We start from the raw sequence: 12,978 nt of genomic DNA, 5'->3' as shown, positions 1-12,978 counted from the left end.
AATCGAGTCCTTGATCTGGACCTTCCATAAACTCTCGTACCTACGTGTCGTGGATGGGGAGAGATCTGCCCAGCCATTGTCGCGCCAAGCAATGATTGCGTCGTTGATGGTGGTCGTCGAGTTCCACCGCAACTCGGTCTCAACGATCGGTGCTGGCTTTGCCTCCTGCTCCGAGACCAGTCGAGCGAGCTCCCGTTCGGCCTGGCGCTTCGTACCGCGGAAGCGAACGTAGCGATGCTTGACTTTCCCCAGGCTGTCTCGACCCACGAACACCCGAAGCTCCCAGGTGTCCGGCTGGGCCACCAGCCGCATGCTTCCTGCCATCGATTCCTCCAACTTCAAACCCCTTGTTGGGTTTTTTGTTGGGTTTATCTTATCACAAGTAAGGCATATAGCCTCTGACCTGGTGGGCCCGGTGGGATTCGAACCCACGACCAAGGGATTATGAGTCCCCTGCTCTAACCGCTGAGCTACGGGCCCCGAGCTCCGGGGGAGAGACTCGAACTCTCAACCGCACGGTTAACAGCCGCGTGCTCTGCCGATTGAGCTACCCCGGAATAGACTTCACAATCTAGCAGGCCACCCTAGCCAACCGGTCATGTGCGCTCGTCCTCCTAGCCATCCTGGATGATTTCTTTGAGGGCCTGTGCTGACTGGTCACGGCGCAGTCGAGAAATCGCACGTGCCTCGACCTGACGGATTCTCTCTCGCGACACCCCAAAGCGTTCGGACGCCTGCTCAATCGAGTGTGGCTCCTCCCCACTGAGGCCAAAACGGTAGATGAGAATTGCCCGTTCTCGCTCCTCAAGCAAATCAAGCACCAACTCAACCACTCGGCCAAGATCTTGCGACACGACGGTACCCTCGATCGGTGGACTTGACTCGTCGGCCACCGCATCACCAAGGACCGCATCCGAACCACCCTCGGACACGGGGCTTGCCTCGAGTGAGAGCACCGACTGGGCATACTGCAGTACCTCCTCGACGCGAAAGAGCTCGATTCCGCAAGCACTTGCCACCTCGTCGAGCCGCGGCTCGCGCCCAAACTTCTGCTGAAGGTCGAGTCGTGTCTGCTGTATCCGCTGGAACTCCTGTTGCAAGGAGCGTGGCAGGCTTATCTCGCTTCGGAACTCACCGATCGCCTGTGAGATAGCCTGGCGGATCCACCATGTGGCATAGGTCGAGAAGCGAAATCCCTTGCGCCCATCGTAGAGCTCGACCGCGCGCATAAGACCAATGTTGCCCTCCTGAATCAGGTCCTCAAGCGGCACGATGCCGCTATGACTCCGCTTGGCAATAGAGACAACCAGCCGGAGGTTGGCTGCGACAAAGCGCTCCTTGGCCTCGATCAACAAACGATCCTCACGAGGAGATCGGCTATCTCTGGCTTGGAGCTCTTGGACGATGCCACTGAGGGTAACCTCGCCCTCCCTTGTCAGCATGGCCTGACGATCAAGGCTGGCAAGAAATCTCTCAGCGCCGTCGAGGTCCAAGGTCCCAGGTCTTGCATCAGCCCGTGCCGGGGACGAGGGATGCTTCTTGGGTTTTGTAGCACCACCTATGGATCGTTGAGACATAGCCAGACGAGCCGCTGCCTCCTGGTGACTTGGGCTCGCTGCATCAGCATCGGCGCTACTGTGTCTAACGGCCCGATCCCGCCTTATCGCCTCTGACGACAATGGCTTGTCATCCATAGACACCCGCACCCTCATAGCCTCTTGGTCTTCGGCCGCCGCAATCGAATGGTCGTTGGGTCGCGGCCCAGCGAATTGCGGGCCCAACCCCGCCATCCCCTCCTCAGGCTCACCGACCAGGGTCTCGCCTTCGAGTGCTGGAGGAGCGGCAGGGGCCTGGGAGGACGTCGAATTCGTTCGATCGACGGGCTTCTCGTGTCGCGATTCGTCACTCACTCATCGCTCACTTTAACTCGACGCTGGCAACAAAGCGTTATCTGCGCCAGCGCCAGCACCATCGACCAGCGGACCAGATCGCCGATCGACCAGCCAGCTGATCAGGGATCCACAGGGCTCCATGCGTGATCGATCACCCTGCAGCTCCTCGATGAGCAGCCGGATGCGTGGAACCTCTGCGATCAACAGATTCAGGCTCGATGCCGATACGTGTGCTGCCCTGGTGACTTTCGCCAGTTCAAGCTTTGACTCGCGCAACACCAGTGTCGCGATCACGTCAGCGCTCTCCTCGGTCTCCGACTGCTCGCTCGCAAGTCGGAAGAACAGCTGCAGTAGGGTCTCTGATCCTCGATCCTGAAGGCGTTGTTGCGCCTCATGCAACGAGTGCGCGCCACTGATGACCTCTACCATCTCTCGATACCTCGGGTCACGAAAGAGCTCAGGAACAATAATCCCATCGAGACCTTCGGGATCATGCACTAACAGCCGGAGGGCTTCAATGGAGGGCCGATCTACAACGACTGCCTCATCGGCCGACTCGACGAGGGCCCGCGGACGCGAGTCTTTGGGGAGCTGAGCCACGAGTTCTGAAACCGAGAAACCCGTCCCATCGGCAATCATCGCGACGTACTCCCCTCGAATCAGGTGATTAGGGTGCCGCTCAACCATCGCCAGTGCCTCGCGAGCAACCCGCGAACGATCTTCAACCGAGCCGAGATCTCCCCGCCCCAAGAGACGTTCAAGTCGAAAGCGCATGATAGGGATCGCGCACCGTAACGCCTCATACACCAACTCCGGGTCGCGCAGAGCAGCATCAGCTGGATCAAGACCGTCTGGGAGCGTCGCGACATCAAAAATGACGCCTCGACTCTCCTCCTCGGCCCATAGCCGTTCCGTCGCACTTTGGCCGGCGGCATCAGCGTCAAAAAACAAGATGATCCGTCTCGCGAACCGCCGCACGACATCGAGGTGCTCCTCCGAGAATGCAGTACCACAGGTCGCGATCACATTCGCAATCCCGATCCCATCAAGGGCGATAACATCGGTATAGCCCTCACAGACGATCACCACGCCCCGATCGACAATTGCGTTTCGAGCCCGATCGAGGTTATAGAGGGTTCGGCGCTTTCTATAGATTGGCGACTCCGAAGAGTTCTTGTACTTTGCCGCCTTGCCATCAAGCCGTTCCAGCTCTTGGGGAAGGATCCGCCCGCCAAAACCGACGACTCGCCCAGTGGTGTCGCGGATTGGGAAGGTGATCCGTGCACGCATGTGATCGACAAGGGAACCGTGCTGGTCGCGATAGCCGAATCCTCCCTCCTCCCAATCATCAGGTTCGATGCCCAACCGTGCGATCGGGAGCTGAACACGGCTCGGCGAGAGACCAAGACCAAAAGCGCGAATCGCTTCAGCCCCGATGCCCCGTTCACTGAGATAGGTCCTGGCGTCCTCACCGCGCAATGGATCCAGCAACTGGGCTTGATACCACTGGGCGAGGCGTTCATAACCGTTGAAGAGACGTGTCTTGAGGTTGCGGTCAGCCGGCGCGCCTTGCGTCGCCTCAATCACCACATGAGCGCGATCCGCCAGGTACTCCAGTGCCTCGACGAAATCAACACCCTGTGTCTCTCGAACGAAGGTGATCGCATCACCCTTGGCATGACATCCGAAACAGTAGTAGACGCCATCCTCACCGTTCACCGAGAACGAACCGGTGTGCTCCTGATGGAACGGGCAGAGCCCGACGTATCGCCGCCCAACACGCTTAAGGGCAACCGTGGATCCCACGAGGGCAACGATATCAGTGGCGTCTAAGACCCGCCGAATATCAAGCTCAGAGTAACCCACTCAACGAGCTCCTTCCCTCAGTAGCGCCTACCTACAGGCTAGCACCCTCACGAATGAGCGACTGAGCAACAGCGAGTCGGGCAATCGGTACCCGATACGGCGAACAGCTCACATAATCGAGCCCGAGTTTGACGAAACTTGCGATCGACTCAGCATCGCCACCATGCTCACCGCAAACTCCAAGCTTGATGTCTGGTCGGGTCGATCGTGCACGCTTGACCGCGATATTCATGAGCTCTACCACTCCTTCGGCATCCACCACCTTGAATGGGTTCGACGGTAAGAGTCCCTGAGCCAAGTAGATCGGCATGAGCTTGCTCTCAACATCGTCACGCGAGAATCCATACGTGAGTTGGGTCAAGTCATTGGTTCCGAAGGAGAAGAACTCAGCGATCTCGGCGATCTCCATCGCCATCAAGGCCGCGCGAGGAGTCTCGATCATCGTCCCAAAGAGCACATCAAGGTCGTCATCTGCGCCGAGCTCAGCGAGTGCCTCCTCAGCCCAAGCGTGTGCATAGGCCAACTCCTGCTTCGAGATCGTCAATGGAATCATCACCTCGACATGGGGACTTCCTCCGGCACGCTTTCGCTCCATAGCCGCCTCAAGCAACGCTCGCACTTGCATGGTATAGAGTCCCGGCTTCAGGACCCCGAGACGGACTCCACGCACGCCGAGCATTGGGTTAAACTCCCGCCAGGTCTTAGCGGCCTCAAGCATCTTCTCATCCTCAGCCGTGAGCGACCCTTTGCTCTCCTTGATGAGTAATGCATCGATGTCTGGCAAGAACTCGTGCAACGGTGGATCCAGGAGTCGGACGGTGACTGGAAGTCCATCCATCGCTTCAAGAATCTGGAGGAAGTCCGCGCGCTGGGCGACACGAAGCTCCTCCAAGGCTCGCGTCTCGTTCTCTGGAGTATCAGCGAGAATCATTCGACGAACGATAGGCAGTCGATCCTCGGCGAGAAACATGTGCTCAGTACGGCAAAGCCCGATCCCTTGGGCACCAAAGCGACGGGCAATCGCAGCATCCGGTCCAGAATCCGCGTTGGCTCGCACCGTCATGTGACCGTCGGCCAACTCATCCGCCCATTGCAACAGCAGCTCAAGCTCCTGGGGAGGCTCGGCTACCTGCAACGGCAGCCGACCCAGGGCAACCGTTCCAGCCGTGCCATCAATAGAAATTTCGTCACCCTCTCGAATCACAAGGTCTCCAATGGAGACGGTGTCGTTCTCAAAGACCAACTGGTCGGCCCCAACGACAGCTGGCTTACCCCAACCGCGGGCGACAACAGCTGCATGTGACACCAGGCCGCCACGGCTGGTGAGAATCCCATTCGAAGCCAGCATGCCATGGATGTCATCAGGCGAGGTCTCCTTGCGAACCAGTATCACATCCTCACCGCGCTCATGGGCAAGTACCGCGTCATCAGAGGTGAAGTAGACCTTACCGACCGCTGCTCCTGGCGAGGCCCCAAGACCGGTGGTGATGACGTCGTACTTGGAGGTCGCAAACTGCGGGTGCAGGAGCTGATCGAGATGGTCCGGCGAGACGCGAAGCAGTGCCTCCTCACGGCTCAGTTTGATGTCGCCCTCGTTGGTCATGGCGACCGCCATCCGCAGAGCAGCCATGCCGGTCCGTTTACCAACTCGCGTCTGCAACATCCATAGCTTGCCCTGTTCTACCGTGAACTCGACGTCACACATATCGCGATAGTGGAGCTCGAGGCGCTCGAAGATCTCCATCAACTCGTGAAACACCGCTGGAAAATGCCCTTCGAGGTCTGCAAGAGGCTCGGTGATGCGCACACCGGCGACCACGTCCTCACCTTGGGCGTTCACCAGGAAGTCACCATAAACACCCTGCTGGCCGGTGGCAGGATCTCTTGTGAATCCAACGCCGGTTCCAGAGTTGTTATCCCGGTTTCCAAAGACCATCGCTTGCACGTTGACGGCCGTCCCTAGGCGATGATCGATACCTTCGCGCTCTCGGTAGGCGATCGCTCTCGGTCCGTTCCACGACCCGAACACGGCTTCGATCGCACCATAAATCTGGACCCTCGGATCCTGGGGAAACGGCTGTCCAGTTTCGTGGGCGACGAGCTCCTTGTAAGCACCGACGAGATCACGCAACAGCTCTGCGGGAACGTCTCCATCAGACTCAACCCCAGCCCGCTCCTTGGCAGCATCGAGCAATCGATCAAACTCCGGCGAATCGATGCCCTGGACAATACGTGCATACATCGCGATGAAGCGACGATAGGAGTCGTAGGCAAACCGGGGATCATCCGTCTGTGCGGCGAGGCCAGCGACCGATCCGTCGTTGAGACCAAGGTTTAACACGGTGTCCATCATGCCTGGCATCGAGAACTGGGCACCCGAGCGCACGGAGACAAGAAGTGGATCACTTGGATCACCGAGGCGCTTACCCATCCGCTCCTCGAGTCGGGCCAATGCAGCATCTACCTCGGCACTCAGACCATCTGGCCATCCCCCATCGATATAGGCTCGGCAGGCATCGGTCGAGATGGTGAATCCATACGGAACCGGCAAACCCAACACTGAGGTCATCTCGGCCAGGTTGGCACCCTTACCTCCAAGAAGGTGCTTGAGGTTCATGGGTGCTACCTCGTGAGGATAATCAAATGAGAACACAAACTGCACGGTCGTCTCCTTACCATCTGCCTGCGCTGGAAGCGCGACGAACGGGCTGTTCTCCCTCCGCCTGACCGCTCCAGTCTGTCCCTGCCCGCTTTTGGCGGTTCACTACCCGTCAGCGACGTTGCCGAGGTATGCCAAGTGAGTATAGCCAGATGCCCTCACGGTTACTCGAACCTCCTGGCGATCGGCCGGGCTACTGCACTGATGAGTCCATGGAGATGACTCGACAGCTCGGCGATAGGAATGCGAACCTGCTCGGTGGTGTCACGATCACGAACGGTCACTGCCTGGTCCTCGAGGGTATCAAAATCCACCGTGACACAGTACGGTGTCCCAATCTCATCTTGGCGTCGATAGCGGCGCCCGATCGACTGCGTGACATCGTAGTCACAGCTGAACTCGGCTGCAACCACACCAAAGACATCTTGGGCGACACGCTGGAGTTCTGGCTTCTTAGAAAGCGGCAGAACCGCTACCGTGAACGGGGCGAGCAATGGCGAGAGTCGCAAAACCGTGCGCTCCTCCCCGCCAACCTCATCGCGATCGTAGGCCGAGAGCAAAAACGCCATCATCGCGCGGGTGACACCACCGGCCGGCTCGATCGCGTTCGGAAGATAACGCTCGTTGGTCTGGGGATCGAAGTAGGTCATATCCTCTCCCGAGTGCGTAGCATGGGCGTTCAAGTCATAGGTGCCGCGGTTGGCAATCCCCTCCAGCTCACCGAATCCCCAAGGGAATCGATACTCGATATCCTTGGTGGCCTTCGAGTAATGCGAAAGTTCGTCCTGCTCATGAGGTCTGAGCCGCAACTCATCGGCCGCGATCCCGAGCGTGCGGTACCACTCGTACCGCTCAGTGACCCAGTAGTCGAAGTAGCGATCCGCTAGCTCTGGCGGTGTAAAGAACTCCATCTCCATCTGATCGAACTCTCGAGTGCGGAAGACGAAGTTACCAGGGGTGATCTCATTGCGGAATGACTTGCCGAGTTGAGCGATGCCAAAAGGTGGCTTGAGGCGTAACGCCCGTTGTACCAATGGAAAGTTTACAAACATCCCTTGGGCCGTCTCAGGACGAAGATAGGCAACCGAGGCATCGTCGGCGACGGGACCCACAAAGGTCCTGAACATCAGGTTGAAATCTCGCGACTCCGTGAGATCCTTTGACCCACAGGTTGGGCAGACTCCGTCAATCTGATCCTCTCGCCAGCGTGCACCACAGGAGCGGCAATCGACGAGCGGATCCGTGAAACCGGCTAGGTGTCCAGAAGCCTCCCAGATTTTGGGACTTGAGAGGATGGCCGCCTCGATGCCGACAACGTCAGGGCGTTGCTGGACCATAAAATTCCACCAGGCATCACGGACGTTGCGCAACATCAATGCTCCAAGTGGGCCATAGTCATAGGTTGAGCGGAATCCGCCATAGATCTCCGCAGACGGAAAGATAAAGCCTCGCTGCTTGGCGAGGCTCACGATGGCTTCCATTCGATCGAGTTCAGGCATATCGAGAGTGTAATCGTCACGACGGGCCGAGGTGGTTCTCGGTGCTGCGATCACCAAGCCCAGCAGCCGATTAAGGTGATGGCGGCCCCGGTCATAACGGTTGCGATACCCCAAGTGATGCAATGACGCCACTCGAACGTAGCCCTCGCCCGACAACCTCCTTGACCAGTCGGATGACAAACGTCTCGAAGTCTCGACTGGGGTCAGGTTCGGCGAGCACCTCACTCACACGATGTGCAAGCACCGCCGCGCTCATCACCAGAACAGCTGGGACGACCGGTTCACCACCACAGCCCGCACATCGCGGTGCTGAGCTGGCAAAGTCGAAGCCACAGTACTGGCCTACCGACCCGCAGAGGCCACAGGCGGCCAAGTTTGGAGCATAGCCCTCGATCTCGAGCAGTCGGAGCAACAGAGCGCCCAAAAGCGTCGGTCGCGGCTCATCCAACATCATCGCTAGGCCGCGAATCATCAGTGCGTACACCGTCGGGTTGGGATGGCGATCGAGCGTAAGGCTATCGATGGCCTCCAGCCATTCGAGTGCCGAACCAAACTGGCTGGGATCTACCCCAGCGCGAGCCATGTTGGCCTGCAAGAGTGAGGCTTGTTGGATGACATCGAGCTCACGACCTCGATACAGCAACAGATCCAGCTCGCTGGTCGGTTGCACCAGGCCTGAGATGCGGCTCTTGGGTCCTCGCACCCCCTTGGCCACAGCTCGAAGCTTGCCATGACCGAGGGTGAAGAGGTTGACGATCCGATCCGACTCACCAAGTGGCCACGTTCGGATGACCACTGCCCGATCTGAGTACGACTTCATCGATTACGAAACCGCTGTCGACGCCCACCGAGGACTAAGAGTCCAATCAACACGACGACCAGAATCATCAGACCACCAAGCTGTGCCGCACCACCCTTAATGGCGGCCGCAGCCAGAAACAGCAAACCAAGCCCAATGACCCACGCGAGAATTCGAGCGATCACATAGAGCGCCTTCATCGATTGCGTTGCTCCTTTACTCCCCCATAGCGACGTGATCTTCCCTGGTAGAGCCGGACCGCCTCAAAGAGGTGTTCACGGCGAAAGTCCGGCCAATACTCATCGACAAAGACGAGTTCTGAATAGGCCAGCTGCCAAAGCAAGAAGTTCGAGATCCGATACTCCCCGGAGGTCCTGATCACCAGGTCCGGGTCCGGCATCTCAGGTTGATAGAGATGAGAAGCGATGACCGCATCACTCACCTGACTCGGTCGATAACCTTCGGCGACGATATTTCTGACCGCATCGACAATCTCAGCTCTCCCGCCATAGTTGAACGCCATCGTCAGTGTCAGTGTAGAGTTTGCCTCCGTGAGTGCCTCCGCCCGATCCATCTCGCGCAGCACCGATCGTGGGACCCGCCAGTTACGGCGCCCAATGAAGCGGATACGCACCCCAAGGTCGTTCAGCTCGTCACGTCGGCGCCGCAAGAGGCCCCGATTGAAGTTCATGAGGAAGCGCACCTCGTCGCTCGGTCGACGCCAGTTCTCCGTCGAAAAGGCATAGACCGTCAGCCACGAGATACCGAGGTCAAGTGCCCCATAGACGGTGTCCAGCAGTGCCTGCTCACCAGCCGCATGCCCCTCGGTGCGTGCGAGTCCAAACTGCTCTGCCCATCGACCGTTACCGTCCATGACACAGCCAACGTGACGTGGGATCTTTGTCGGATCAATGCCCTCGATCATGGATCCCGCCGCAGTCGAGACGCAAGGTGCTGGCTCATTGGTTGCCCAACCGCCGCCATCCAGAACTCGATGACGAGTTCGTCATCGTCAAGGGTCAATACCCGTTGGGTCGTCTCCACCGGCTTCGCGGTTTTGGTGGCCGCAATCTGCACCGAAGACAGACTGGCCACTACACATTGACCCTTGAGAACAATCTGACCGGCGAGTGCCTCGCTGATCCCGGTTGGCTGAGCCACCACCAGCTCGATCCGATGCTGGTCCGGAAACCGGAGGTACCCGGTCTCGACATGGAGCGCTGCACCATCAAGGGTCTGCGTCATCTGGCGATAGGTCAAAAACGCCCGTCCAACATCGAGAACCTCGACCGTCTCGATATACCCAAAGTCGCGAATGGTCGGGTACCAACCTTTGCCCTCGCCTACCCAACGACCAACTATCGCACTACGAAATTCCATGCCCCTCCGAACACAACACAAAAGCGAGCTTAGCGTCACTTGCGCTGTTTCACAGGCCCGAGAACCTCCGCCGGTGCAGCGTCGATGACAGAACGAGGCGATTGATGTCCGGTATCACATGCCAGCGACCATCGCATAACCGGAGCATCACCACCGCTCTCGTTGGCTCCACCACGACAAGGGTCTCCTAGCGTCGCGACGCCAGCAACGACCCCCAGTACGTGCCGACGTGATCGATCACGTTATGGTCAAATACCTACGCAGGCACACCCTTGTGCCCCACGACGAGGGTGGGTGGCCACACAACCACGTGATGGCGGGCTCTTGATCAAACTAGGCACCACCAACCAAGCGCTTGAGCACAACCCGAGATCCTCGAGGTGGGTATCACCATCATTCGATTCAGGGTTTCGCCGAAGGCATCTCGGGTTCTGTCGTTGCATGGTGATGGCTACGCCTCGATGTGACGAACAGCAAAGCACCGCGCAGGCTGAGCCCCGATCGATGAAGAGACGTCTGCCCGAACCTTCTCTGGGTCGACCGTGAGCCAGCAGGCCTAGCCTAATCCCAAACGCTTGGACGTGGCAGCGGGCCGACAACTCGACGCATGCGCGGCCATACGTCGTCGCCAGTGATGGCTGCGGGCCTGATCGATTCGAACTTGGGCGATTCGAACTTGGGCGATTCGAGCTTTGGCGATTCAGGCTTGGGCGATTTAGGCTTGGGCGATTCAGGCTTGGGCGATTCAGTTCTGATCGGTGTTCAGAGCTCGAACTCATCAAGTCTGCGCGAGTCTCGGCTCCACTCCTTGGCCACTTTAACCTCGAGCTGTACCCGAAAACGACCTCGCAGCCGTCGATTGACACGGTGGCGCACCGACCGGAGTCGGGCCCCGCCCTCGCCGATCAGAATCCCCTTTTGGGAGGTTCGCTCCACAAAGATCACCACCGGCACCTCGTCGCTGTCGTCATCCCAATCGATAACCCGACACTCGATCGAGTGCGGCACCTCATCACGAAGACCATTGAGCAGCTCATCTCGGACGATCTCAGCGATCCAAATCCTTAGTGGCAGGTCGACCTTGGTCTCCGGCTCGTACATCGGGTCACCTTCGGGAAGGTAATTACCAAGTACATCACGGAGCTCCACCACCCCCGTGCCCTGCTTAGCAGAGGCGAGGAGATAGTCTGCCAACGGCCAGGCCGACAGCTCTTGGAGCTTGGGCAAGAGAGCGGTTGGGTGGACAAGATCAATCTTGTTAACGACAACGAGGTCCTGCGGTGTGAGTTGATCGAGAACGCTTCGCTCTCGCTCACTCAACGGTTTGGCAGCATCCAAGACCATCAGCGTAACGTCAGCCCCATCCATCTCCCCTTCAGTAACTGCGAAGAGCCGTGCAGCAAGCTGATCTCGACCGACGTCGAGTCCAGGGGTATCCACGAGCACCATCTCGACCTCGGGTTCTCTGACGATCACACGAACCGCGCGCCTCGTCGTGTTCTTATGCCAGGACACCGTCGAGAGCTGCGCTTGGGCGATGGCGTTGATCAGCGAGGACTTACCCACGTTGGTGCGCCCGACAACGGCTATGAAACCCGAGCGCATCAGCCAACCTCGCCAGTCACGCCAGGATCGACCACCGGCGCGATCTCAACCTTTGCAACCCGATGACCGGTGACGTGGAGAACGGTGAGCCGGTATCCAGCCACCTCCACCTCCTCGCCGGCCGAGGGTAGATGCCCAAGTTGACCGGAGATGAGACCACCAATGGTATCCCAACCACCTTCGGGGAGGTCAACATGCAGCAGTTCTTCGAGATCGTCGATCGAGTACGTACCCTTCACCTGCACCGCTCCATCCGCTCCGGGAATCACCGCGTCGTCTTCGGTGTCGAACTCGTCTGAGATGTCACCGATGAGCTCTTCGATCAGGTCCTCGAGCGTCACAAGCCCAGCCGTTGATCCGTACTCATCGACCACGACACTGATGTGGAACTTCCCGACCTTCATCTCCCGCAAGAGATCGGCAACGGGCTTGCTTTCAGGGACAAAATGCGCTGGACGCATGTGTCTCCCGACCGGCTCGTGAACCGCCTCTTTGCGCTCAAGAGACAGGAGGTCCTTGGCTAAAAGAATACCAACGACGTTATCGATCGAACCGTCATACACCGGCAGCCGGGAACGTCCCGCCCGGATGATGACAGCGATGGCATCTTCAACCGTCGTTGTCGCCTCGACGGCGACGATATCAGGACGAGGTACCATCACCTCGCGAGTAATGGTGTCACCGAAGTTAATCACCGAATGGATGAGCGCGCGCTCTTCATCCTCTATGACGTCACCCTCCTCGGCTGCATCCGCCATCGCAAGCAGCTCCTGCTCGGATACAAAAGAGGTAATGATCCCACGGCCCGGTGTCAAGAGCCTGGAGAGTCGCGCCACCGCTGATGCGACCACCTTGATCGGCCAAAACCTCACTAAAACCGAAACCAGCGGCGCCGCAAACAACGCACTCTCATCCGGCCGCACCACCGCGATGTTCTTCGGCACGGCTTCACCAAGCACGAAGATCACCAAGACCTCCACGATGGTGGCGACCACCACGCCAAGTGGGCCAAACAGGTGATCAGCGATAATGCCGACCAACGTGGCCGCGACCAACTGGGCAACGAGGGTGACAAAGAGCACGGTACTGAGATAGGAGCCGGGATCTTCAACCATTTGGGCGAGACGCTTGGCTCCTCTGCGCTCCTGTTCAACCAGTCCGAGGGCCCTGATTTTCGAGGTGCGGGTCAGTGATGTCTCGGCCAAGGACATGACGGCCGACAACAGCACCAGGAGGATGATTACTACCAGTGCCCAGGTGTCTTCGGTGTTCATCTGC

General features: G+C 58.6%; 11 protein-coding genes and 2 tRNA genes. All 13 read right to left on the bottom strand.

Features of this window, described 5'->3' with window-relative positions; all coding sequences use genetic code 11:
- Window positions 1-324 (bottom strand): hypothetical protein (locus MP439_02380; protein MCI2974906.1); only part of this gene is annotated, 324 nt, incomplete at its 3' end.
- A gap of 80 nt (window positions 325-404) precedes the next feature.
- A tRNA-Ile gene (locus MP439_02375) sits at window positions 405-480 on the bottom strand.
- Between the two features lie 4 nt (window positions 481-484).
- Window positions 485-557 (bottom strand) — tRNA-Asn (locus tag MP439_02370).
- A 57-nt stretch (window positions 558-614) separates the two neighbouring features.
- Complete coding sequence (locus MP439_02365) at window positions 615-1,910, bottom strand: sigma-70 family RNA polymerase sigma factor (GenBank protein ID MCI2974905.1); 1,296 nt, start codon at window positions 1,908-1,910, stop codon at window positions 615-617.
- A gap of 12 nt (window positions 1,911-1,922) precedes the next feature.
- Window positions 1,923-3,758 carry a DNA primase gene (gene dnaG, locus MP439_02360; protein MCI2974904.1) on the bottom strand — a complete coding sequence of 612 codons (1,836 nt, stop codon included), beginning with the start codon at window positions 3,756-3,758 and terminating at the stop codon, window positions 1,923-1,925.
- A 31-nt stretch (window positions 3,759-3,789) separates the two neighbouring features.
- Entirely contained in the window at window positions 3,790-6,420 is a 2,631-nt protein-coding gene (gene ppdK, locus MP439_02355; protein MCI2974903.1) for a pyruvate, phosphate dikinase, read from the bottom strand.
- Window positions 6,421-6,581: 161 nt separating this feature from the next.
- Window positions 6,582-8,039, bottom strand: a complete 1,458-nt coding sequence (locus tag MP439_02350; protein ID MCI2974902.1) for a glycine--tRNA ligase — start codon at window positions 8,037-8,039, stop codon at window positions 6,582-6,584.
- Window positions 8,008-8,736, bottom strand: a complete 729-nt coding sequence (gene recO / locus MP439_02345) for a DNA repair protein RecO (GenBank protein MCI2974901.1) — start codon at window positions 8,734-8,736, stop codon at window positions 8,008-8,010. Before recO ends, MP439_02350 begins: the two co-directional genes overlap by 32 nt.
- Window positions 8,733-8,915: a hypothetical protein gene (locus MP439_02340; protein MCI2974900.1), complete on the bottom strand. Its 183-nt coding sequence runs from the start codon at window positions 8,913-8,915 to the stop codon at window positions 8,733-8,735. Before MP439_02340 ends, recO begins: the two co-directional genes overlap by 4 nt.
- A complete protein-coding gene (uppS, locus tag MP439_02335) occupies window positions 8,912-9,640 on the bottom strand; it encodes a polyprenyl diphosphate synthase (protein ID MCI2974899.1) in 729 nt (242 codons plus the stop codon). Before uppS ends, MP439_02340 begins: the two co-directional genes overlap by 4 nt.
- A complete protein-coding gene (locus MP439_02330) occupies window positions 9,637-10,095 on the bottom strand; it encodes an FABP family protein (GenBank protein ID MCI2974898.1) in 459 nt (152 codons plus the stop codon). The genes uppS and MP439_02330 overlap by 4 nt, the downstream gene beginning before the upstream one ends.
- Before the next feature lie 762 nt (window positions 10,096-10,857).
- Window positions 10,858-11,700: a GTPase Era gene (era, locus tag MP439_02325; GenBank protein MCI2974897.1), complete on the bottom strand. Its 843-nt coding sequence runs from the start codon at window positions 11,698-11,700 to the stop codon at window positions 10,858-10,860.
- Entirely contained in the window at window positions 11,700-12,974 is a 1,275-nt protein-coding gene (locus MP439_02320) for a hemolysin family protein (protein ID MCI2974896.1), read from the bottom strand. Before MP439_02320 ends, era begins: the two co-directional genes overlap by 1 nt.
- Between the last annotated feature and the right edge of the window lie 4 nt (window positions 12,975-12,978).

Source organism: Ferrimicrobium sp. (assembly GCA_022690815.1).
In the GTDB taxonomy this organism is placed as follows: Bacteria; Actinomycetota; Acidimicrobiia; order Acidimicrobiales; family Acidimicrobiaceae; genus Ferrimicrobium.
The sequence above is the reverse complement of the archived record's forward strand: the minus strand, read 5'-3'. Positions and strand labels throughout refer to the sequence as shown.

Excerpts from the sequence above, each read along its gene's own strand:
- recO (MCI2974901.1), bottom strand. The coding sequence starts at position 8,736 with ATGAAGTCGTACTCAGATCGGGCAGTGGTCATCCGAACGTGGCCACTT.
- MP439_02330 (MCI2974898.1), bottom strand. The coding sequence starts at position 10,095 with ATGGAATTTCGTAGTGCGATAGTTGGTCGTTGGGTAGGCGAGGGCAAA.
- MP439_02320 (MCI2974896.1), bottom strand. The coding sequence starts at position 12,974 with ATGAACACCGAAGACACCTGGGCACTGGTAGTAATCATCCTCCTGGTG.
- MP439_02340 (MCI2974900.1), bottom strand. The coding sequence starts at position 8,915 with ATGAAGGCGCTCTATGTGATCGCTCGAATTCTCGCGTGGGTCATTGGG.
- era (MCI2974897.1), bottom strand. The coding sequence starts at position 11,700 with ATGCGCTCGGGTTTCATAGCCGTTGTCGGGCGCACCAACGTGGGTAAG.
- uppS (MCI2974899.1), bottom strand. The coding sequence starts at position 9,640 with ATGATCGAGGGCATTGATCCGACAAAGATCCCACGTCACGTTGGCTGT.